Raw genomic sequence first — 24,120 nt, forward strand, 5'->3', positions numbered from 1 at the left:
AGCTAACTGATCTTAAACCCATCTATTTATCATCATTTCTTGGGAACCAACACAAACTCCAGCAAATCCTCCGTTAAATATTGCTTAGCCGCCGCCTGTATCTCAGCCGCACCCACACCAGCAATACGCTGCTGTTGTCCAAGAATACTATGTGTATCCTCCCCATTCTGCAATTTCGTCGTCAGGTAACTCAGCCAATAGCCATTACTCTGCAAACTCAGTTCCAGCTGACGGCTTTCCTCTGCTTTAAACTTCTGCAGATCATCCGCAGAAACACCACCCGAAGTCTTGATCTTTTGGATCTCCTCCTTAGCAGCAGCAATCAGCTTATCCACATTCGCCGGTGCACAACCAAAACTGATCGTGATCTGGTAGCGATCGCTGGAATCATGTTCCCGCGCAAAGCTTACCGACGGCGCATAGGCACCACCTTCCTGTTCGCGCAAGCGCTCCACCATACGAAACTGCACCACATCTTTCAACGCGCTCAACCTTGTCGTTTCTTCCGGACTGAACACAAAATCCCCATGATACAGCATCACCACCGTAGCTTTATCTTCGCTGCCCGCATACACCGTTTTCCGAATATTCCCCGAAGGCATCCGGATCCCCGGATCCCTGGCTTTTTCCGAAACCCCACCACCCGGTAAAGAAGCAATATATTGCTCCACCAAAGGCCTGATCTCTTCCGGCGTAAAACTACCGGCAAAAACAAACGTAAAGTCCCCGGCATCCGCAAACCGTTCCTTATAGATCTCAAAAGCGCGATCCAAAGAGATCGATCTGATCTTATCCAATGACGGTCCCGTCCGGCGTACATTATAGTTACTCAACACACCGGCTACCGTATCCTGAAATACCGCCTGCGGGCTACTGTAACGACCGGCAATCGCCTCTGAAGAATGGCTGATGATCATATTATACACCGCTGAATCCTTACGCGGTTCCGTAAAGAAACTATAAAGCAGCTCCATTGCTGTTTTCAGATCAGCTTTCGAACTCGCGCCGCTAAAACCTTCAGATCGTTCACCGATGGCAGGCTGCACGCCAACCTGTTTACCCGTCAATAATTTCGGTAAACTCAAGTAATCATGTTCACCCAAACCCGAAGCAGCAACCAGTCCGGCCGCATTTGCCGCCGATTGAAAATCTTTATCGCTGTACAGGGAGGTGCCACCCGGACTAAAGGCATTGAACAGGATCTCATCATTTTTATACGTCGTCGGTTTCAGCACAACCTTCGCGCCGTTTGATAACTTCCAGGTTATTATTCCCAATGACTCATCCTTGCTTTCGCTAACAACCTTACCGGCAACCGGCGCCTGGCTCAGGATACCACCGCTGGCTGCTTTATCTGCATAAGGCAAATCGCTTTTCTGATCCAGCGCGGCAATCCAACTGTTGATCGTACTTTCCGTTGGCAGCACTGCCTTTTTACTTTCCGGGCCGGTAATGACCACATCACGGTTCTTATCGCTGATCAGTGATCCGATCTCTTTTCTGATCAGCTCCGCAGTGATACCCGGCAGCAGCTGTTTAACCAGTCCGAGCTCATAAGCAATACCCGGCGCAGGTTCCTTATTCAGGAAATGTCTTTTCAGCTCATCGGCAAGATCCGTCGAGCTCTGACGGTCCTTTTCACGCTCCAGACCTTCCAACTGACTGAGATAAGCGGTCTTTACACGCTCAATTTCCGATCCCGTGAACCCAAACTGTTTTAACTGCTTCAGCGCGCCATACACAAAATCAAAACCCTCTTTAACTTTACCCTCCTTAGCGGTGTATTCCACAGATAATGCATCAATACCTTTGATCACCGGTTGATAACCACCGGAGGCATTCAGCACCGGCGCATCGGGTGATTTGCTCAGTTCAGCCAACCTTCCGGCCAGCAACTGGCTGCACACATTACGTAACAAATTTTGACGGCATTGCTCTTTCGTTCCCTGCGGCAGACTATTGGTTTTATAGTCAATCTCCACCGCAACCTGGCTCAGCTCCCGGTCGGTCAGCGCTAAAAACCTGCTTCGATTCAGTAACGAAGCTTTGTACTCCGTACGCGGTCTGGAAACTGCAGGATTCTTCATGCCAGAAAAAAGCGCTTTGACCTGCTTTTCGATCACAGCTACATCCACATCGCCCACGACGATGATGGCCTCCAGATCGGGGCGGTACCAGTCCTTATAAAAAGATAGAATATCCGGCTTCTTAAAACTGGTCAATACCTTTTCCGAACCTATCGGCATACGCAGACTATAACGGGAATTATTCGTCTGAAACGGATACAAAGCCGCCTGCAGACGTTCCCCCGCACCTTTCCGCAAGCGTTTTTCCTCGATCACCACCCCTCTTTCCTTGTCAATCTCCACCGGATCCAATGTCGCTTCCCCTGCCCAGTCCCGCATGATCTGCAGTCCATTCTTTAACAATTCAGCATTATCCGTCGGAATCGGTAACTGATAAACCGTTTCATCAAACGAAGTATAAGCATTCAGATCAGCGCCAAACCGAATTCCGGATCTTTGCAAATATTCCACCAATTCATTCTTCGGAAAATGTTTAGTGCCATTAAAACTCATGTGCTCCATGAAGTGGGCTAAACCCAGCTGGTTATCCTTTTCCAGGATGGAACCTGCCTTCACTACTAAATAAAGGGTAGCACGCTTTTGGGGTTCGACGTTCTTACGGATAAAATAGGTGAAGCCATTCGCTAACTTGCCTGTCCTGACTGTTGGATCAAGTGGGATAGACTGTGCCCGTGTTACAATACCCCAGCCTAAAAATGGCAGGGCTATCATTAATTTCTTGAAGTTCATAATTGATTTTAAAACTAGCGTGTATTCGCACCGACCTTTTACGCCCGTGCGATTACTCGCGATTTCAGGTTTACTTACCAGGTCTTTTCGCCTTTTTGCATTTTTTCGTAGTTGGCTTTGATCTCAGCGTTGCCATTGCTGGCAGCCAGTGCTTTTGCTTCCCATTCGAGCGCTTCTTGTTTTTTACCGAGTTTATAAAGGAGATTCGCGTAAGTGTCCATAACACCGGCTTTGTCAGCTTCAGCTGATTGTTGAAGTGATTTTTTACTCCAGCTGAGGGCCTGTTCCAAGTATTTTTGATTATCACTGTTTTGGAATACTGCCCATGCCCAGTCGTTATAGGTGGCCAAACCGGGGAAGCGACTATCGTAAATGTCGGCGAATCGCATAAAGTTATCTAAAGCATTTTGCTCATGTTCTGCAATTGCTTGAAGGTATTTAAAAACACTGAGCCCGATGATGAATTCACCTGTACTGACTTCCGGGTGTTCCCTTATTATTTGGTCTATTTTTTCATAATCTGGACTTTGTGTCAATACGGGCTGAACCATTTCATCAAATACAATTTTTTGGAATTTACGGCTGACGGTTGTACTGTCGACCACCTTCAATAGCTGATCAACATGAGCAACAAGGAACGGATAACCCTGCCCCTGTGAGTTTAAAGTAAACTGAAATATAAAACGCAGGTCAGTTACCGAAACGGGTTCTTTCAGAGACTGAAGGTATTCATGCGCAAGCTGCTTAGCGCGTTCGCCATCGTTCTGATTAAAAGCCATCAGAGTTAATTCACGTAAGAGCTGTGGGTCCCTGCTGCCAGCTTGATACAGCTTCAGTTTGGTTGCGTACCCATGATCGCTGGTGTCGGCCACAGTGGCAGAAAAGCCTTTAGTTGCGGTTGGCCAATTCTTGGTTGCAGGCCATACCTTACTGTTGATGTTACGGATGATTGCAGCGGGTAGTTTGATGATCTCACGGTCATACGTCATGAGGCCATTAAGTTCGGTCTCTACGTCAAAAGGCTGAGTGTAGATGCTGCCGGTTAAACCAAGTTTTTCTAATTGACGTAAACTATCTGCCATTTCTGCATATTGTACTTGCATTTGGAGTGGCCCTTTTGTCCCATCATATCCCCAGCCGCCTTTCATCTCATCCCACATGTGTTTTTCTACCGGTACGCCGATACCGCCGAATTCGCCCACTACCAACGCTTTGTTTGGCAGCTTCATCGGCATCATTGGGTTAGGATAAGCATGAACGTCTGCTATGTCTGAGTTGATGTAAGGCTGTTCTGACGGTTGTCTTAACTGGTGGTTGACATAGAGATATTCACCCGTATGTCCGTTAACGATCCGGCTGGGATCAAGCTGTTTAAGCCAGGTGGTCAATCTAGCCTGATCATATTGTCCCCAGCGTTCATTGAAGAGTACCCAGGTCACGATAGATGGTGAATTGTAGAGTTGCACCACTGTGGCTTTAGCTTCTTTTTCGAACTCTTCTTTGGCGCCGGCCGGTAAGCCTTGATTAGGGTTGACGATGTCCTGCCAAACAAGCATGCCCAGTTTGTCAGTCCAATAGTACCAGCGGGCCGGTTCTACTTTGATGTGTTTGCGGATGGTATTAAAGCCCATGGCTTTAATGGCCTGGATATCGAACTTCAGTGCTTCGTCGGTTGGGGCAGTATATAGCCCATCGGGCCAGAAGCCTTGGTCCAAGGTTCCGAGGTTGTAGGTAAATTTGTTGTTGAGGAATATCTTGTCTATGCCATCCTTATCCTTTTTGATCTCGATTTTTCGCATACCGAAATAGCTTTTGATCTGGTCGCTGCCGAGCTTAACAGTAAGATTATAGAGATACGGATCGTCTGGTGACCATAAGTGAGCATTAGTAACCGGAAGGCTGATTTCGCTATTGGCTTTCCCTTTTATTGTTTTGCCTGCTCCTGTTATGGATACCGATACGTTCGTGTTGCTGTTAACCGTAATCTTTACAGATGAATGGTCGACATCAGGTTTGATCTTGAGTGAAGTAACATGATCAGCCGGTACAACCTCCATCCATACGGTCTGCCAGATACCAGAACTTGGCGTGTAATAAATATTTTCAGGATGTAGCACTTGTTTGCCGCTTGGGCCGAAGCCTTCGTTTGTTGGGTCCCATACTTTGACGCCAAGTTCATTGCTGCCACTTTTCAGTTCATCGGTGACATCAACACTGAATTCCGTATAACCACCCTGGTGTTTGGTGATCTCTTTTCCGTTGAGGTAAACGGTTGCTTCAAAGTCAACCGCCCCAAAATGGAGGATCACGCGTTCCCCTGCCTTGAGGTTCGGTTTGACGATGGCGCGTTTATACCAAAGGCTCTGGTTGGGCTGCAAGTTTTTCTTTACACCTGACAGAGCGGATTCAATTGGATATGGCACAAGTATGCTGCCGCTATATGCCGTCGGTAGTTCGTCCTTTGCCGTAATAGCATAGCTCCATAGGCCATTGAGGTTTGTCCAGTTTGTCCTGACCAATTGTGGGCGGGGATATTCTTTAAGGGCGTTGGTCGGTGAAACTACTTTAGCCCAGCGGGTAGGAATTGGCACCTCACCTTGTTTATAGGTTTGGGCGTACGTTACGCTTGCATAAGCGCATAACGCGCCCAGCATCAAGCTTTTTTTGCTTAAATTCATGTTATAATTGATATGTAATTGCTATTTTATTTCATCCAGTCGGGCATGGGTTCCCCTTTGAGGTAGTGGCCAAAAAATTGTTGTTGTTTGACGGTAAAGTCAAGTTGGGATACTTCATCGATAATTAAGTGTCCGCAATCATATTCCAGCAACCACGCAGGTTTCTTTAAACGCCTTAGAGCAGTAAACATTTCGAGGGCTTGGCTAAAAGGGACGGAACTATCGCCTCGACCATGTTCAATTAAGATTGGAGTTGTTACCTCATTTGCTTTTAATACTGCTGAACTTCTAAAATAAGCGTCTTGGTCCTCCCATATACTGCGTCTTATATTAAATTCGCCATTTTCAAGCATGCAATCCATGCCTGTATGTTCCCCGTACATGCCTCCTCTTGCATTGATGATGTCATAAAAGCCAGCCGAAGCTTGTGCCGCGGCGAATAGATGGCTGTTAGTGATTAGGATCGCCGTCTCATAGCCGCCGAAACTATGGCCTTGTATTCCCATGTGACTTCCGTCAATCCAGCTGAATTTTTTCAAATAATTTGCTGCTCCCTCGACTGATCCCACAGTTTCTTCTACAATCTTTGCACCATCATCATTGATAATATCAGGCGTGCATACAATATAACCGTTACTCACATACCATGGAATGCTGAGTAAACCAGCACTTAAATCCGGCGTTTTAAACTCGTTCATCGTCTCCGTCAGATTTTGATAATAGTAGAAAATTACCGGATATTTCTTTTGTGGATCAAAACTTTCTGGCTTATAGAGAATTGCAGCACCATTTTTATATCCGGTTATTGGATAGTGAATGAGTTCTCCATTCATCCAGTTATATTTCCTTTCAGGATAAATGTGACTGATAGTGTCAATGATCTTAAAGTCTTTCGTGTAAAATAAATTCGGAGACTCTGCTACTGACTGCCGGCAAAACAGATAAGCGTCTGCATCTTGAGCCTTTTTGAATGGCAAGCCCCAAAGGCCGGTGATAGACTTAAATTCCATTAAAAGTTTATAAGGTTCTCCTTGAACATCTACTTTTTTAAAAAAAAGTCCATTTTGTTGATTTTTCGGATCGTTTGCCTTTAGGATTAACGTTTCGTTTTCAACATGCACCTTGTTCAAATCGTTTTCAATAAGACTTAAGTTGACATTATGGTTTCTCCCATAGCTATTTGTAATATTAATCGGCGCTACTTTCATTTCTGGATCTACCTTAAGGATATCGTAATCCCCGCCGTCCGCTGTCAAAAACCATTTATCGGCGATTCCCCATTGCACAGGTTGTCCTGGTGTAATTGATAGTCTCCTTGAAACAATTGAATAACAAAATGACCTTTTCTCATTTGACTCATACCACGTGAGATATTTCTCGGATGGGGAGAGGGATGTGCTATAATCAGTAATTTTATCCTTAAGAATTACTCCAGTACGTAGGTCTATCAGGCGGCAATAACTTTTAATTGAAGGATTGAAATATGCGTCATTGTTGTTGCCGATCTTCCTGACCAGTATCACATTGTTGCCGAATTCGCTAATAATCTCGGTCGAATCATTTTCCATTTGAATAACCCTTGAATTAGTACTCAGTAGCTTCGACACCCAATATGTTTCTTTTGCTTTATAGGTTAGGCCGTTACTATTCAAAAACACATCTTTATACGACCACACACGAGCAATTTTACCTGTCGGCCTATATGCCTCAGTAGATATATGATTTATTTTTCTTACTTTGAAATAAATGGTTCTCCCGTTTGGGCTGAATGTTGGAGCCTCGTCAGCGATGGTCAACGAGGTAGTAGGATCAAAATCGGTAATGACTGGTTGTGCAGCCGAGAGGCCAGGACCGTATTTATACAGAATTGTTTTATTATTTGTCTTAAGGATAAATGCGAGATTCTCACCCGATCTATCAAACGTCCATGATGAAATATTTCCCTTTAACAGACTCTTACGTCGGAACTGAGGAAGGCTGACTAACGCAAGTTCATCTCCTTGCTTCACCAGCATTTTACTCCCTTGCTTGTTGACCAAAAATTCGCTAACACCATCTAAGGTTTGAGCAGATGCTGTTGAGAGACTTTGCATAATAAGATGATTTTTCTTTTGCAATAACAAGGATTGTTCATTCCCTGTGCCGATTAGTTGATACTTAATTACACCAGTTAACCATTTTACTTGTCGGATAGGCAGGGTAACAATCGCTAGGCTGTCTGATGTTTGATAAAGCAGAAATTTGCTATTGGCAGAAAAAACACTTTCGTTACCTTTATTAAGCTCATACGATTTTTTACCTAAAGCATCATATAAATATTGCCTCAAATTTTTGGTTCTATTAACAGAATATAAAACAAATTTGCCATCACCACTAATTTTATAATCTTCCAGCTTCTCCCATGTTTTGAAAGTATCATTTGTGATCTTTTCTTTTTGTGCTGTTGCATTCCCAATAAACGATAGGATGCCAATTATAGCTAAATAAAGGTATTTCATGCAGTCGGTGTAATAGTAAATGATAAAGTGGAGGAGAGACTTGACATCCATAATAATGACTTAGATGTGCTCGGGATAACCTGGATTTTGGTGTCCTTTCAAAGCGGGATTTAAAGTAAATTCTAAAAGAGGAATGGCAAACAACGCAGCAAATGGTTGCCATTGGCCGTCTTTTAATTTCGTTTGAATACTCATCACTTCATCGACTTTGCCAGTCCTTTTTAAATCGAGCCAACGATGGCCATTTTCTGTAAATAACTCTACCTGACGTTCATGCATTATATTGGACAGCATTGTATTGTCGTCTGAAATTGTGATTCCCGAAAGTCCAGCACGCCGCCTGATAATGTCAAGATCTGATTTAGCGCCAATAAGATCGTGTTGTCGCGCCCTGGCTTCTGAACGAATTAAATATTGTTCTGCAATTCGGAATACAATTGAATATTCGGTTTGTGGCTGAGATGTTTGCGAGTCGTTAGAACCATTTTTGTATTTATAAAAAAACGAGTAAGTTATTGCCGGCGATTGGCTATTATCTACAAAAAACTTAATCCAGTTTTGTTTCCTTAAATCTCCTTGTTCAAATGAAGTCAACAAGTTTGTGCTTGCCTGACTACCAGATATGTTAGTACCTGGTAGTGGTAAAAAGGCTTTACCTTCATATGTACTTGTAGTCTCTCCGGGAGTCTGATTATTGTTCGGCTGAAGTGCCCATATCGTTTCTTTACTATTCTTTTCAAATACGTCGTTAACAGCAACGGTATCAAACAACGACGAATTTTGTATTACAGCTGACGATTCGAGCTCCGCGTTTTTCCACTCACTTTTGTATAGATAAACTCTGGCAAGAAGTGATGAGGCTGCCCACGTTGTCGGTCTAACCCTCTCTGCTGTCACCGTACTCAGATCAGTACCAACAAAATTGGAAGGAAGATTTTCTTTTGCAAAAGTCAAATCTTCTATGACCTGTTTATAAACAGTATTAACGGGGCTTCTTGCTATATTAGAATTCGTGACCAGGCTAGTTGTCGTAACCAAAGGCACGTCCCCATATAAATTCACTAGATAAAAATACATCAGAGCCCTGGCGAATCGTGCCTCGGCAAGCAATTTGGATTTTGATGCATCTGGAATATTCTTGGAAGCAGTTACACCTTCAATCACGGAATTACAAGTATATATTCCGGACCCATAAGAAAAACTCCAAAATTGATCTGATTGACCACTATCGTTTACATCAAAAGCGTTTTTATAAAATGGAGTCCTTAGAAAAGGGGCTGCATTTATATCATCTGCTACACCTGCTAATCTGACACTTGTAGATCCCAGATAATCTACTAGTTTTGCGTACAGTCCATTCAAAACAGCAACAGTCGTGTTTGTATTTGAATAAACAGTTTCCCCAGTAATCTTGTCTGCGGGCAGGTTTATTTGTAGCATCTTTTTGCAAGACGTTGCAAGTGTAAGAATAATTATTACTGAAATCGCAAACGCTGCGCTGCGAATTTTACAAAAAAAATGTACCATCAAACTAAAAAATTACGTTAAAACCTAAACTAACTTCTCTTAATGGGGCAAGCGAATAAATACTTTGCGCCTCAGGATCAATGCCTTTATACTTTGTAAATGTGGCCACATTTTGTGCATTCGCAAATATCGTTAACCCTTTCATACCAATTTTTTGTATCCGTACAGATGGCAATTGATAAGATAAGGAAACGTTTTTCAACTTAAAGAATGAAGCGTCGACCCAAGCTGCGTCACTCTGGGTTAAGACTGCATAATCAAAATATCCGTCGATATTGTTGCTAACCTTTTGAATGGAAGATATGTCTCCAGGATTTCGCCATCGGTTGACATTAAATTCAGGCGAAGCGAAAATAGTCGACCCCGGAGCACCGCCATCAGTTTGATAAATTGGGTTCTTACCCATTTGTTTGGAGAATTGTATGAAAAAAGAAAGCGAAAGACCACGGTAATTAAACGAATTAGTAAATCCGCCGTAATACTTGGGAGCTATATCAATAAGTTTAGCGTACTTGTAAGAAGAAAATGCATCGAAATTTGAGCCCGTGGTACTGGTTCCATCTTTCTTAGCAAAAGTGTAATAGCCCGTTTGTGGATTTACCCCGCGAAATTCGTAAACTGCAACTATTCCAGCGAATGGCTTACCGACAGCGTTGAAGTTAGGATCCGTCACATCATAAATGTTGTTTATGCGATCTGGAAAGGATAAGTCATCTTTTGGCGGAAAGGCTAAAATTTTGTTTTTGTTTAAAAAGGAAATATTACCGGTAATTTTCCATTGAAAGTTATGATGGCTAATTACTTCGGCTGAAATTGTTGCTTCCATCCCGGTATTTTGAATGCGTGCGTTTTGGTTAATTGCCACTCGGCCTGCACCGGTTGTAAGTGCAGTAGACTTTGATAATAACTGACTTCCGCTGATCGCATTAAAATATGAAGCAGATAGTAAAATTCTATCTTTAAAAAAACCGAGATCAAATCCAATTTCTAGATTTTGTTTACTTTCCCAGTGATAATTGGGATTGACTGCACCAGAACTCCCAATCACATTTAAACCTTGGTAATTAACTCCCGAGATGGCGCTAAAAAGTTCGAGAAACTGATAGTCTCCAATACCGTCATTGCTGGTGGTTCCAAAGCTCGACCGAATTTTCCCGTAACTTAATACGCTTTTTTTATCTTTAAGAAAATCTTCATTAGAAAAAATCCAAGCACCGCCTACTGAGGCAAAATTGCCAAACTGGTTACCAGGACCAAAACGACTACTGCCGTCGTGACGGCCATTTAAATTAACAATATATTTATCCTGCCAATTATAATTAATCCTTCCAAAGGTACCCAGATATTTATACTCCGCAGATGTGTTGCTTTTGTCACCAATTCCATCAGAGTTTCCCAACGCAAGCGAACCGATTAAAGCATCGCTGGTATATCCACGCGCCGTGATTACTTGGCTCAATTGTGTGTTAGTTTGATAAGACGCGCCTAAAAGAACATCCAATCTACCTCCAAAAAGATTTTCTACATAATTTAATTGAGGAGCAGTCGAGAATGTACTTGTACTGTTGTCCGTCGTAGCAGAATAAGCAGTCGCGTAACCAAATGTCGCAGGATCCTGTGCAGCTATTGTGTGTGGAGAGAAACTATGAATCGTTGTTTTAGTAATTCCAATATCATTAGTAAATTTCAAACCTTTCGCCAGTTGATAACTTAAGTTGATATTACCTCTTATAATATTTGAGGTAGTTTCAGTCATTTGTTTAAGTAGCGAGAGGGGGTTTGTCCAGGTGCCCAGTCCAATGTCCGATCCGGGGTTAGGCTCCCAATTAAGATTTCCACTTGCTTCGTATACGGCCGGTGCATTGGGAGCTAGTGTAAGTGCAAAACGTGTAAGGTCATCACTGGAATGGTCGGAAATATTATTATACCCCCCTGAAATACCGATTTGAAATTTTTGATTTGCAGAACGTCCGTTCAGTGAAAAATCTATGTTGGAGGTTTTAAACTTACTGTCTCCAGGGGTCAGAGTGCCTCGGTCACTATATTGGCCCGCAACCCGATATTGGAGCAACTGATTCCCGCCTGAGACATCAAGATTCCCATAATAAGTAACGCCTGTACCACTTAGAAATTCTTTTTGCCAATCTGTATAACGCTTAGGGTTCCACACAGTCAAGTCGAAGTTAGATGCATCTTTTTCACCATTTGGCGTAGAATGATCGGGAATAGGCAAACCCGAATTGCTATAACACTCACGGCGCATCTCCAAATATTGGTCAGTGTTCATCATTTTAAATGTCTTTGGAACTGTTGTTAAGTTTGTGCTAAACCGACCACTTACTTGTGCATCACCCGCCTTGCCCCTTTTAGTAGTAATTAAAATTACGCCATTAGCTCCGCGACTACCATAAATAGCAGTTGCATCTGCGTCTTTTAGTACATCTATAGATTCAATGTTATTCGGGTTAATAAAACTTAGGGCCGATATGGTTTCTAGCCCAGGCTGTTGTACGCCAGCAATACTATTTAAGTAAGGCACACCATCAATTACGAATAACGGTTCACTATCAACATTTGATAGGCTGTTCTGCCCGCGTAACTGTACTTTAACGGCTGCTCCGTTTAGTCCGGATGTTGGCGTGATAATCAACCCCGGTACACGGCCCATCATGGCATAAAGCGGGTTCTGTACAGGCTGGTCCTCTATTTCTTTTGCTTTTATAGTAGTGATATTGGAAGTACTGATCCTTTTGCTGGTTTTACCATACGCTTGCACTTGTACCTCATCAAGTTTTGAATCACTGAGCTCCATTTTGATATTGATCAGTTCTTCATCAATATTAATTTCCTTCTCCTTGTAACCAATATATGTTATGACGAGAATTGAATGTTCCGCTATCCCTTTTAATGAAAAAATACCATCTTTATTTGTAACAGCCGATTCCTTACCGTTTTTGACACGTACAGAAGCGCCGACCAATGGTTGTCCATTTTCATCAATAACGCTGCCTGCGGCATCCCTGGCATCCATAACTTTTTTGATCCGGTCCAAAATTGTCACCTCCTTCTCCCTCACCTCAATCGAATTATCCTGAATCTCAAACTCCATATTCTGATCCCCCAGGATCTGATCCAGCGCCTCCTTCAAAGGCACATTCTTCAGCTCAACGGTCACCGGCTTTGCCTCCTTGACCAAGGCAGAAGGATACAAGACCAGATACCCGGTCTGCTTCTTAATATCCGTAAAAATGCTCTTCAGGCTAGCATTACTTTTAGTCAGGGTCACATTCTGCGCATGTGTCGCCGCACTAACCTGTAAAAGCGTAACTAATAATATAATGGTCGTGAGTCGCATGATCAGCCATATTTCGCGGTACAGCCGTCGGGGCATACCAGGTTCATACGTATTTTTTTTATACATTTGTGTGTCTTTGCTATAAGCAGTCCGCCGCTATTTTGAACGGTCGTGGCGGCTGCGGTTAAACATAAAATCTTTAACTGGCGGGATTGAACCAGAAGTTCAAAGCTTCTGGTTTTTTCGCGTTTAGCCCATTTGCAATTGTGCTCAAGAGGACTTAGGCGTTTTTTATACCCGTATCATCGTCGTAAATATCTCATCATGCGGCTCGCTGTTTAAGGTTCATCATTCAGTTAACAATCAGGTTTTTCGTATGATAGCATATTATTAGTAACTTATCTCGTAACATAGATCACCCTTCCCTGTAGCTTAAAATGCACTAAACGCGTGCTTTCCAATTGCTTCAGCACCTTCGACACATTACTGAAGCGCGGCAAACCACCGCCAAAAGTCTCCGCCTTATCCACATCCCCACTGTACTGAACATCCACATCATACCAGCGCGACACCTTCCGCATAATACTCTCCAGCGGCTCATCATTAAAAACAAACAGCCCATTCTTCCAGGCCAGCACCTCCTCCTCATCCGCATCCTGCACCTTCAGACCAGCCGCATTCAACACCGCCTGCTCACCGGGTTTGATCACCCGCTGTACCGCCGCCGTACTCACCTTCACACTGCCTTCCAGCAAAGTCGTCTTTAAAGACGGCTCATCGCTATAACTATTAATATTAAAATGCGTACCCAGCACCTCCACCGTCTCCTGAGCCATCGTCACTTTAAACGGATGCAGCTTATCCTTAGCAACCTCAAAATATGCCTCACCGATCAGCTCCACCTTACGCTCCGCGCCGACAAAAGCTGCCGGATACCTCAACGAAGAAGCCGCATTTAGCCAGACCTTCGAACCATCCGGTAATACCACCTGGTATTGTCCGCCTCTTGGTGTCTCGATCGTGTTATAAACCATTTCCGCATCAGTATGATTATAATGCGAATCATCATATTCCACTTTCCCATCCGCGGTTTTACGGATCGTCTGACCACCCTGGCTGGCGATCGCGCCATTCTTCGCATCGGTCAGGGAAATACGCTGACCGTTACCCAAAGTCAGGTAAGCCTTATTGCCACCGGGACGGATATCCTGTTCCACTTTCGTTACCATGACCTGCTCCGTCTTTTTAGATCTCAGGAAAAAGTAAGCACTGATCGAAACTGCTATTAAGACAGAAGCAGCAACTGCAATGCGCGGCCATAAGCGGATCGTACGGGCACCGTTTCCTGAACCGATACGGACATCAATGCGCTTCTTCAGTTCTGCCAGCTTTTCCGCTTCTCCTGCAATAGCCACTTCCTCCTCCTGCTCTGCCAGTTCGGCACGGATCAGCGCATGCAGACTTTCCTCGTCTGCCGTACCGAAGTAAGCGATTAGCCTGAGCACTTCTTCCCGGCTGCATTCGCCGTTCAGGAACCTGCGGTATAAAAATTCGGGTTGTATCTGTTTTGCCAAAGTAATGTCCTTTTATAGCTATTACGCTTCTCAAAAGGGTGTCAATGACAAGGAGTGAAAAAAAATTTAAAGATTTTTTAACATTCTTATCACACAGAATGATTTTGCTTTAAACATTGTCAATTAACAGGGAGATGTCTAAAACTTAGACGCTTCTTCCAAATGCATCGAATAATTGCTAACTTCAAAATCATATTTTAAAACCTGGCCACACAACAGCATGCGCAATATCATAGCATTCGCCGATGAATACGGCAATAATTCTTTTGACTTTACTAAACAAGGCAGTCATTTCATCGTGGCCGGCGTGATCTTTAACAAAGATCAACTGACAAAAAACGAAGCCGCTATAGAGCAAATCAGATCGAAACATTTTCAGACGGGCGAAATCAAATCAAAAAAAGTAGCCGATAATCATAGCAGGAGAACCAAGATACTTAAGGAAATTCTTGAATTGGACTTTTCTATTTATGCTGTTATCGTCGATAAAAGAAAACTCGAAGGAGAAGGATTCAAATATAAGCCATCTTTTTATAAGTTTTTAAACGGTCTGGTGTACAAAGAACTGTTCCGTACATTTCCTGATCTTGACCTTGTCGTCGATGAGCATGGAGAAAATGATTTCATGCGTCAATTTAAAAAGTACGTTCAGAGCAAACATATTCCTACGCTTTTTAGCGGCAGCGATTTTAATTTCGGTCATAGTCATGGCAATACCATGATACAACTTGCAGATTTCATCGCCGGGACATTAGGGCGCTGTTTTGATGAAAGCAAAATCTCAAAAGAAAGCAGTGAGTTTTTAGCCCTGTTGAAGCCGAAAATCACCAGCTTAAACCATTTCCCTCCGGATCACCGCTCCTATTACACCGAAGCGGTAAAGGATGAACAAAACTTCCATCCAGAAATTGCTGCAGCAGGTTTCAATAGTGCCAATTTATTCATTGATCAAAAAAAGGTTGATGGCCAGGACGACATTGATCAGATCAATTGTGTCAAACTCTTACTTTTATACTTCAACAATTATGGTTCTGACCGCTATATTCCTACCAGAGAGCTGATTCGTCATTTGACCGTCGGAAGGCCCGAGCCATTATCAGAGCATAATTTTAGAACAAGAGTAATCGGTAAAATCAGAGATGCAGGTGTATTAGTCGTAAGCAGCAGTACCGGTCAGCATAAAGGATACAAATTACCTGCATCGATCGAAGACCTTCATAAATTTTTAAACCATGGCAATAGCATGATCCTGCCTATGTTACATCGGATCAAAATCCTTCGTGACAAAATTAAACTTTCAACGCTTAACGCATTGGATATTGTGGAGCGTGAAGAATTCAAGGAATTGAAAAAGCTATTGGATAATTTTGATTAGGGCTGTAAAAGCTAAAAATCAAAAAGATCGTCATCGCGCTTTGGCTCATAAATGATAACTCGTGGATTTCCGTTCGGGGTTACGTCAGATTGCTTTGGATCAAATAAAACAATATTTGGGTGCCAACCTACACTTGAGTTATAGCGTATACCACTGTAGCCTGCAAGTTTTGCTGTATCAGCTACAAAATTTGTCAATAGATATTCCGGTTTCCAAGTTGAACCTGAGGTTGTCTTACGCTCTAAGACAGCATTATTTAGCAATGCGGTGAAAAGTATACTATCTAAGCTGTAATATTTATCCCAGTCCATAGTAAGATCAAGAATATTTGTCACGTCCGTTACAACATACTCCTGCATCCAGATAAGCGCTTTGATAGAGTCGTCACCCAGCACCTCTGTGATAGAACCTTCTTCGCTTTCTGAGAGATAAAGAACACTTTGACCAGCGTGATTGTAACGACCGACATTGGCAATACCAATAGTTGGCGCGCCAAGATGTTCGGAGGTGAATACATCAGAACCACGAACTAATCGCCCCCTAAAAAACCTCGCTGAATCTATTTTGTAAACCGGTAGTGTATTGCCCATAATTTCCTTATGAATCCTCTTTGCTAAGGGATTATTTACTACCAGCGAAGGGTAAGCCGTTATGAAGTTTAACAACTCATCAATTTTCTTTTTATATTTTTTGTCCGCATCCGCAATTTTCGCCTGGATCTCCAAATCTATTCGACTCTCTGTACAGACATCAGAATACAATTCAAAATCGTCGTGACCACATCCTTGACAGACCATATTCGCGGCGATAACATCATGATATTTTTCAGGAATATTGTAGTCATTAAAAACGTCTATCAAATCGGTTTTTTCACCCAATAACCATATGACATCGCCTCCGTCATAGGGTTGGTCATACATGCAATACTTGATCACATCTTTTACTTTGTCATAATACTTCTGTGCTTTAGGCGGAATTTCAGGTTTGGCAAAATGATCCATCGTAAATTATTACTTTATAGCTTCCTTGCCAGATCCGTGATCACCGAAGCAATGATCACCTGCATGGCGACATGATTGTAATTGTACATAAATTCCTTGATGCTTTTGGTTGCCCGGAAAATATGCGTATTGATCGTTGCGGTAGAAATCCCCAGTTCCTGGCTTACCTGCTGGTAGGTCTTCCCCTCCAGCTTGCATAGTCGGAAGACGAGTTGCTGTTGCGCCGGCAACTGATCGATCGCCTTATGCAGCAACTCTTCCGTTTCCTTGGCAAACAGCTCCTCTTCCGTATGCAGATAACTTTCGGTAAAATCTTTCAGTACAGCTGTCTGTAAGCGTTCATCCCGGTTAAGCTTGCGGTAAAAATCATAGACCAGGTTCTGCGCGATCAGAAAAAGATAGGCCCGCAAGGGTTTTTCAGGATCGATCAGATGCCGCTTATCCCATAAACGGACAAACACATCCTGCAGCAGTTCGTCGGCCAGTTCCTCGACCCGAACCATTTTTTTCAGCTTCCTGTAAATGACAGCGCTGTGAGAATCGTAAAAGTAAGTAAAGGCCCGTTCGTTCCCTTCCTTCAGCTGCCTTAACAGCAGCTGTTCATCCAGGTCATATCGTCCGTCCGCGCCCATTTATCGTTGAATCTATCTTTTAAATATAAGAAAAACAGGGCTAATGATAAAAAAAATATTTTACAAAGTTCCAAACATAACCTTCGGAAAATCAAAGGATAACAAGAGAAACCAATGGAAAAGATCAGCTTTGAACAACTACCTGAAATGATGGCCCTCCTGCTCGAAAAGGTCGAACGGCTGGAGACCCTGTTGACCGGCGAAAAAAAGGACGGCCCGCAAATAAAAGAAATGCTCACCATCGACGAAGCTGCAGACTATATGGGCATTTCGAAATCCTGGCTGTACAAAATGACCATGAGCGGCGAGCTCCCCACCTATCGTCCCGGCGGCAAGCGGATATACCTTAAACGCTCCGATATCAACCAATGGATGAGCAGCAAAAGACGCAGCAGCGCCTCCGAGATCGAACAGGCCGCCAATGACTACATACGTAAACATCCGCTAAAACGTTGAAACCACCTTTCACCCGCGAAGAATTATATAACCATGTCTGGAGCAAACCCATCTCCAAACTTGAAAAAGAACTAAACCTGAGCAACTGGGACATCAAACAATGGTGTAAAAAGCTGGAAGTACCGCTCCCACCCGTTGGCCACTGGACACGCCTGCAATTCGGTAAACCCGTTGAGCAAATACCGTTACCACCATTATCAGAAACTGCTGAAAAGGCGCTGGCTGTAGCGGAAGCTGACCCTCCCGACCTCGCCGCATCCAGGCAGGTACATGCCCCCCCTATCCTATTCCCAGGCGAAACAGAACTGTCCTTCGCCGTTCCCGACCGCCTGATCAACCCGGATAAACTGACCCTTGCTGCCGAACATACGTTGCGCTCCCGGATCACTAAACCTAACCCGGAATTCGGGACAGTCCACACCGAACTGGAGCAATTGAATATCCGGGTCTCGCCGGGCAATATCAATCGTGCGCTGCGGATTATGGATGTACTGGTCAAAGCCTGGAAACGCCGCGGTTACCGGATCGGTTTTGAAGGACGCGATATGTTCGTCTATATCCGTACCAAGGTCAAACAGCGGGTTCACCTCTGGGAGATTACAACCAAGCGACCAAAGGAAAAACTCCACGGTTTCCAGCTTTATGATGCTACCGGCAAACTGGCCTTTAAGATGGAGTATGTCCTCGGTAGAGAATGGCGGGACGGCAAACAGTTTCTGGAAGATCAGATCCTGGACATTCTTAACCAGATGGAACTGGCAGCGCGATATCTGGAAAAGAGCTGGGCGGATCAGGCGGAAAGGGATGTACAACGTGAAGGAGCACGAGCAGAATCGATCGTGAGTTTAGAAACGGAGATTATCGAAAGACAGCGACCTAAAAACCCAAAAAAGAAAAAAGGGTTTAAAAAGTTATTAAAGGAAGCTAAACGCTGGAAAGAAAGACAATTAGTGGACGAATATTTAGCGGATCAGTTTCTGAATGGCGAACATACCACCGAGTTTTTAGAGTGGATAGAGTGGGCTCGCAAAGTTCGCATCGCTAAGTAATTCAAGTCATAAGCGTAATATACCCTTACTAGTTACTGAAACGATACTTTAAACTATTACTTTCAAATTCTTTGATAGACTTCATTGCGAAATTTTCAGACTGTTTTTCAGTTAAATGGAGATATACATTAGCATATTCGTTTAAAATATTCGTAGCGAAAATACCTGTGTCATCAGTACCAATTACGATTGGAGGTATCGGATGTTTCTCTTTCCTGAATTTCAACCAATTCCATAAATGGTAGGATTGGAAGCTACGATGATGCCCAATCCTTACATTGGAGGTTGGAAGTGCTTCAATAATAATCAGCCGGTCCGACATTATTTTTAAAATAATTTGTTGACATATTTCCATCGTTTTAGCAGTTAATAAATCATCCGGTGTAATTTCAATTATACCTTCGTAAGCTTTCCGGAACTTTTCGTCATGATATTTTCTAATTAATCTTTTCGCATCCTCCGAAACGCTCGCATTTTTTATTTCGTTCCATTCTATGGCGTCAAAAACACTGTAATTAGCAGCCTCTTCACGACTTTTGGCAAGCAACAGCATTGGTTCAAATTTTCTATTGAGCCAAGCTTCTATTAATTGCTCCAGAGAGACAGTTTCATCATAAATAGATTCTGCTAAATCTATAATTATGCCTGGAAGAACATCTTTTAAGTGTTCTAAACGACCAGCCCCATAACTATTAATTAAATAATAAATAAAAATTAAGTTATCCAACCATTCACCACGTCTAATAAGCAATCGGTTCCCTACTGCACTTAACCAAAGATTTGGCGCTAAGCCAGTTGCAACTGCATGACCAATCCGATTATTAGGCATCATTTCCGTAAACTCAATTGCTTCGAAAATGGCTCTTAGGCCGCTGACCAAGTGATGAAAATCTTCACCAGCGTGATAAGTAAAATTATGAATTTCGCTACGACGCAATTTACGAAACAAGGGCGCAAAAACTTCAGGCGGGGCGTCGAACTCACTTGATGCAGCATCTATACCTACTACAAGTTTTTTATATTGCGGATGATTTTTTAAAAGTATGGCAAGTACTTTTCCCCTATCCCATATTTCATTTCGCAGCCATTTATGTCTAATTCTTGAATCGACGTTTATCCCTTCTGCGCGCTTAATAAAGTGAGCTACTAATTTGAGATCCGGTTTATTGAGCACATCAGAATGACTTAATTTTAAAGTATCTAGCATACTTGACCATCCACCGTTGATTTTATTCAACATTCCTACCAATTTCTCTTCGTTTTCTTTTGGTGAAAAACGTCCTTCGAGGAATCCAAAATTTTGAAATTGATTACCCTGTATTTGTTGAAATCTTGATGCATACTCTAGCTCACTGAACTCTCGCATACCATTTATCGTTAGCTTTTGAAATTGCTCAAAGCCGTATTGATGGGTTTGCTGTACCAAAAGCCGGTTGCATAACCCTAGAATCAAAAGATAGAAATGAAATAAGGATTTACAATGATCATCAGGGTACAATGCAATGTGATTCAATACTCTGACAAACATCAAGGCTTCTACAGCTAATTTTGAAGATTTTACATTTTTATCGGCTATGAGATTAAAGAAAGGATTCCGCAAACTGTCCTCAGGTAAAGGCGTATAAAGTTTCTGAACTTTAATAAGTATTTGATTGATAGTTAACTTTGCATTTTCACTTTCAGGGGCATTTATCAAATCATACATCATATTACGAAGTCTTCTTGCGATCATTAGAAGATCTTTGAACTTGTTTGGTTCCAATAAAGACGATTCTTGTTCAAGAAGTTCTTTTACACGCCCCGAAACCCACTCCCTTTGTAACTCCGCATATATTTTGTCTGGATGGTCCAAATAATCTTGCCAAGCGACATCGGTTTCAGTAGAACCATTTAAATGCATGTGCAAATCGTGAAACCCTCTATTTAATTTGATAAATTCATCTAGCTGCTTTATTGAAGGGGATGCTAATGCTGTATATTGAAAATTAGGTAAAATAATATTATCAAAGAAATCGCGAACATCCTCTGCGTTATTCCAATTTCGATCGAACCGTTTTGAAATCAACGCAGACTTCAAAACCAAAGGCGGTAAGTAAGTAACCTTTTCTTGCCATTGATGTTGTTGCTGAGTTTTAACGATAATTAAATTGCCACTCCAACCTAACATTTTGTCTGCTAAGTCAACGAGACCTTTAGAGAAAATACCTGAAATATTTGTAATACCGTTAAACGTCACTTCTGTCAACAATCTGTAATAATGATCAGGTAATAGCCTGTTTTCGGATCTCTCCCTAAGAAACATTCGTCGATTGATATCTTCAAAAGTCACAAGCTGTTTTGAAAGATACTGTTCTAACGATTCGCCATCGTTAAGTAAGTGCTTTAGAACTGAATCAGTATTCATTAATTTTCTTCTTCAGCTTCAAGGTATTGTATAATTCTACTTAATTTTTCGGGGGTCATTCTTTCTGCCGGATGCAAATTTGAATACAATGTCGACAACTCGATTAATGTGCCCTCATCGTTTAGTGCATCAATCATACGAAAAACTGTAATGCCGGCATTAGCAAAATTCTGTACAATCATATCGAGGTTACGCGGTTTAACAATCCGATACTTTGTTTTTACTTCCATCAGATGATGAAATACTGAAATGGTGAAGCTTGGTTCTGTTAAAGAAGGTCCTGCATAATTGGCAATCGCCTTTTTGAGTTTGGATGAAGGATCGATATAAGCGAGTAATAATGGACAAGCAAATAACCATTTTGAAAGTGTTAATTCGGTTGTATCCCCTTCGACAGTTCTCTGAAGATTATTAATTAGTATGTCGTCTGACATCCTAGTGTTATTCAGACTAATAGCCGGTCGGGTAATATGCTCTTTTATATCCTCTATAAAAACAGAGTTCAAAAAAGCGACTGTTAAAGCATGCATTACGCGCCCCAATTTTTCATCTTTTTGAATACTTTGAATAGCATCTGCAGCAAAAAAGAAACGTGTCGATATTTTTCCAAGCAAATGCGGTGGAATGGGCTTCTTAGGATACGCGTTAACCCATGTCGTTAATAAACTTTCTAATATGCTTGGGTTGGTTGATAGCTGATTGGCGTTAGTATCCAATTCTTCCGCGCTATCATCACTGTCAATAATGCCAGAAGATCGTTGCCTGAAATCAGGCATTGGATAACTTCTCAATTGAGATAATTCTAGAATTCCTCTGTAAGTATCTCCACTATGTACTTTTCTAATAAGTTCGGAAATAGCGGAAAGTAATACGTGGAAAGAGTAAACCAAAACACTACTTTGACTTAGTGTACTCTGACTTATTGAAAGTGGCAAATAAACCAAAGCTTTCGCGTCCGGATTGAGATTCGACGCAATATAATCAATTCTGTCTATGCGACTACTTTGCTTTTTCTTTGATGTGCCAGCAAGGCCTAATAGCGGAATTATTCCGGCCCATGGCCTATCGCCGCGACTACGCAAATCACGAAAGGCAACCATATAGGCTGTAGTCATACCGATATTATCTTTAAGTACTTTATCTTGCAAGATACCTGAATGCCGACAAAGATCTTCGATTCCAGGATCTTCTATATTGTCCTTTTCTCGATTATACCCCAGACTACTAAGCAAATTTCGCAAGTAGCCAATACGGACAAAGTAGTCAAAGATAATTTCTGGCCCAGCTGCACTGGACTTACTAAACAAAAATGTCAGAGCTGTTAGCGATCCATTTAATGCAGGCTTAACTGTCGTAGGCTGCATTTGATGTGTTTCGCTCAAGATCCTTTCTCTTAACAGTAGATCCAAAATTGTAATGTTTAGATATTGAGGAGAACTGGTTATACGTGCGATATCTAATCTCATTTCATATAGATCACTTACAAACGGATCCAGAAGGCTTATTGCATCTCCAGTCGATTCTTTTAGATTGGACTCAAAAAAGCGTACCTGCATACGTAGCGGCGACTCCAATAAAAATGCTCTATAAATTTCGGCCTGGTAAGAATTAAAGATACCAAAGCCCTTAAGTATACTATTATAAGTGTCTATTATATTCTTGACTTTCGTGTTTTTATAAGCCACCGCAACGTCGAAGTTCGGATTTAGAAACAACTTCTCTTTTAAGGTATTTAAATGAATCCTTCTTACCGGCTTCATTACTTTTTGCAAATACTGGCTTTCTGTTTCAGTCACTAAATCCCTAAGGTAATTCATGCCGGCATCAGAATTCCCCTCAACCTTGAGTAGTTGCTCACCAAAGTTTTCCCACTGACGTTTTCTAACAGCAAGGGAATATAATCGCATGTCTCCACTTAAAATTGTGATCAATTGCGGAGAAACAAAATATTTCCTTAATAATTCCAATACCGGCCAGCCTTTTTTAAAGTCAATATCGATATCATCAAAAGCTACAATAAAAGCTTTCTTATCAATGATATTCAAAGCCATAGTAACCAGTTTTCTAAAACTTTTTTCAAGTTTTCGAGAAGCTGTTACAGAACGTATTCCGCGCTGCATTATATATTCAGGATCTTGCCAACTAGTGTCAGTTAAATTGCCCCCAATGCCATCAAGTGTGGGAAGCGCGTGCGCAAGTGCTTCAAATTTGATACGCCATTCTTCACTGGTGTGTTGGAACGATTTTATTCTATTATTGTCAGATTGCTCGAGAGTCTGAGTTACCCGATCATCAATCAATGATAATACGTTTAAGAATATATGCCCTTTCTCTTCAATAAGTGTTGGATCAATGATTTCTAAAACTTCAACATCTTCGGATTGATTTTCAAAGGAGCTTAGTAAGCTCAACAAAAAGCTAGTTTTGCCACTTCCTCTAGTTCCAAGAATAGTGATGGTATTATGATTCCGCTGTCTATTGAAATTCGAGGTTTCTTCATCACCTACTTCGATATTTTCTAGGGCTTCATTAATCCAAGAGACCACTCGATTGTATTCATTGAGATGAATAAGTTCTTTTTCTTTAAAGGCACGCGCGTCACCGCTTTGATCTACTCGTAATTCAATTAGAGTTTTTTTATCCATGGAATAGGTTTTAATTGTAAATATGAAGTTTTTTTTACAGGAGCACAACTCATAAAAAGTTCCAATATGGATTGAATGTGAGATCTAGTGTTAGATCGATACTTTTTGGTTACCTTCAATTATTGGCTTAAATGAAATAGAAAGATTAAATTAGCCGTGCTAAACCTAAT

13 protein-coding genes are annotated in these 24,120 nt (G+C 42.0%); 3 read left to right on the forward strand and 10 right to left on the reverse strand.

What is annotated here, in order from left to right; genetic code table 11:
- Positions 1-32: 32 nt before the first annotated feature.
- The 6 genes from ACFQZX_RS00395 to ACFQZX_RS00420 form a co-directional block, all read right to left on the reverse strand.
- Positions 33-2,816, reverse strand: a complete 2,784-nt coding sequence (locus tag ACFQZX_RS00395) for a M16 family metallopeptidase (RefSeq protein ID WP_377110762.1) — start codon at positions 2,814-2,816, stop codon at positions 33-35.
- 74 nt (positions 2,817-2,890) lie between these two features.
- Positions 2,891-5,494 (reverse strand): glycoside hydrolase family 2 protein, encoded by a 2,604-nt coding sequence (locus ACFQZX_RS00400; RefSeq protein ID WP_377110763.1) that lies wholly within the window; start codon positions 5,492-5,494, stop codon positions 2,891-2,893.
- A 26-nt stretch (positions 5,495-5,520) separates the two neighbouring features.
- On the reverse strand, positions 5,521-7,992 hold the full coding sequence (locus ACFQZX_RS00405) for an alpha/beta hydrolase family protein (protein ID WP_377110764.1): 2,472 nt from the start codon (positions 7,990-7,992) through the stop codon (positions 5,521-5,523).
- A gap of 60 nt (positions 7,993-8,052) precedes the next feature.
- Positions 8,053-9,519: a RagB/SusD family nutrient uptake outer membrane protein gene (locus ACFQZX_RS00410; RefSeq protein ID WP_377110765.1), complete on the reverse strand. Its 1,467-nt coding sequence runs from the start codon at positions 9,517-9,519 to the stop codon at positions 8,053-8,055.
- Positions 9,520-9,523: 4 nt separating this feature from the next.
- Positions 9,524-12,940, reverse strand: a complete 3,417-nt coding sequence (locus ACFQZX_RS00415) for a SusC/RagA family TonB-linked outer membrane protein (RefSeq protein ID WP_377110766.1) — start codon at positions 12,938-12,940, stop codon at positions 9,524-9,526.
- Between the two features lie 272 nt (positions 12,941-13,212).
- Positions 13,213-14,388 (reverse strand): FecR family protein, encoded by a 1,176-nt coding sequence (locus ACFQZX_RS00420; RefSeq protein WP_377110767.1) that lies wholly within the window; start codon positions 14,386-14,388, stop codon positions 13,213-13,215.
- A 220-nt stretch (positions 14,389-14,608) separates the two neighbouring features.
- On the opposite strand from ACFQZX_RS00420, the gene ACFQZX_RS00425 reads away from it, so the two are divergent.
- Complete coding sequence (locus ACFQZX_RS00425) at positions 14,609-15,763, forward strand: DUF3800 domain-containing protein (protein WP_377110768.1); 1,155 nt, start codon at positions 14,609-14,611, stop codon at positions 15,761-15,763.
- An 11-nt stretch (positions 15,764-15,774) separates the two neighbouring features.
- On the opposite strand, the gene ACFQZX_RS00430 is transcribed toward ACFQZX_RS00425, so the two are convergent.
- Together ACFQZX_RS00430 and ACFQZX_RS00435 are read right to left on the reverse strand one after the other, a co-directional pair.
- Complete coding sequence (locus ACFQZX_RS00430; RefSeq protein WP_377110769.1) at positions 15,775-16,764, reverse strand: RES family NAD+ phosphorylase; 990 nt, start codon at positions 16,762-16,764, stop codon at positions 15,775-15,777.
- A 14-nt stretch (positions 16,765-16,778) separates the two neighbouring features.
- Positions 16,779-17,396, reverse strand: coding sequence for an RNA polymerase sigma factor (locus ACFQZX_RS00435; protein ID WP_377110770.1), 618 nt, complete (start codon positions 17,394-17,396; stop codon positions 16,779-16,781).
- Between the two features lie 114 nt (positions 17,397-17,510).
- Here ACFQZX_RS00435 and ACFQZX_RS00440 point away from each other — a divergent pair, with 114 nt between their 5' ends.
- Entirely contained in the window at positions 17,511-17,852 is a 342-nt protein-coding gene (locus ACFQZX_RS00440) for a helix-turn-helix domain-containing protein (protein WP_377110771.1), read from the forward strand.
- Positions 17,849-18,901, forward strand: coding sequence for a hypothetical protein (locus ACFQZX_RS00445; protein ID WP_377110772.1), 1,053 nt, complete (start codon positions 17,849-17,851; stop codon positions 18,899-18,901). Before ACFQZX_RS00440 ends, ACFQZX_RS00445 begins: the two co-directional genes overlap by 4 nt.
- A 28-nt stretch (positions 18,902-18,929) precedes the next feature.
- Here the strand turns inward: ACFQZX_RS00445 and ACFQZX_RS00450 are convergent, their stop codons facing one another.
- Together ACFQZX_RS00450 and ACFQZX_RS00455 are read right to left on the reverse strand one after the other, a co-directional pair.
- Entirely contained in the window at positions 18,930-21,305 is a 2,376-nt protein-coding gene (locus ACFQZX_RS00450) for a hypothetical protein (protein WP_377110773.1), read from the reverse strand.
- Entirely contained in the window at positions 21,305-23,950 is a 2,646-nt protein-coding gene (locus tag ACFQZX_RS00455; RefSeq protein ID WP_377110774.1) for a hypothetical protein, read from the reverse strand. Before ACFQZX_RS00455 ends, ACFQZX_RS00450 begins: the two co-directional genes overlap by 1 nt.
- Positions 23,951-24,120: the final 170 nt, after the last annotated feature.

Source organism: Mucilaginibacter litoreus, assembly GCF_042676805.1.
GTDB classification, from domain to species: Bacteria; Bacteroidota; Bacteroidia; order Sphingobacteriales; family Sphingobacteriaceae; genus Mucilaginibacter; species Mucilaginibacter litoreus.

Excerpts from the sequence above, each read along its gene's own strand:
- ACFQZX_RS00395 (WP_377110762.1), bottom strand. The coding sequence starts at position 2,816 with ATGAACTTCAAGAAATTAATGATAGCCCTGCCATTTTTAGGCTGGGGT.
- ACFQZX_RS00400 (WP_377110763.1), bottom strand. The coding sequence starts at position 5,494 with ATGAATTTAAGCAAAAAAAGCTTGATGCTGGGCGCGTTATGCGCTTAT.
- ACFQZX_RS00405 (WP_377110764.1), bottom strand. The coding sequence starts at position 7,992 with ATGAAATACCTTTATTTAGCTATAATTGGCATCCTATCGTTTATTGGG.
- ACFQZX_RS00410 (WP_377110765.1), bottom strand. The coding sequence starts at position 9,519 with ATGGTACATTTTTTTTGTAAAATTCGCAGCGCAGCGTTTGCGATTTCA.
- ACFQZX_RS00415 (WP_377110766.1), bottom strand. The coding sequence starts at position 12,940 with ATGTATAAAAAAAATACGTATGAACCTGGTATGCCCCGACGGCTGTAC.
- ACFQZX_RS00425 (WP_377110768.1), top strand. The coding sequence starts at position 14,609 with ATGCGCAATATCATAGCATTCGCCGATGAATACGGCAATAATTCTTTT.
- ACFQZX_RS00430 (WP_377110769.1), bottom strand. The coding sequence starts at position 16,764 with ATGGATCATTTTGCCAAACCTGAAATTCCGCCTAAAGCACAGAAGTAT.
- ACFQZX_RS00435 (WP_377110770.1), bottom strand. The coding sequence starts at position 17,396 with ATGGGCGCGGACGGACGATATGACCTGGATGAACAGCTGCTGTTAAGG.
- ACFQZX_RS00440 (WP_377110771.1), top strand. The coding sequence starts at position 17,511 with ATGGAAAAGATCAGCTTTGAACAACTACCTGAAATGATGGCCCTCCTG.
- ACFQZX_RS00450 (WP_377110773.1), bottom strand. The coding sequence starts at position 21,305 with ATGAATACTGATTCAGTTCTAAAGCACTTACTTAACGATGGCGAATCG.
- ACFQZX_RS00455 (WP_377110774.1), bottom strand. The coding sequence starts at position 23,950 with ATGGATAAAAAAACTCTAATTGAATTACGAGTAGATCAAAGCGGTGAC.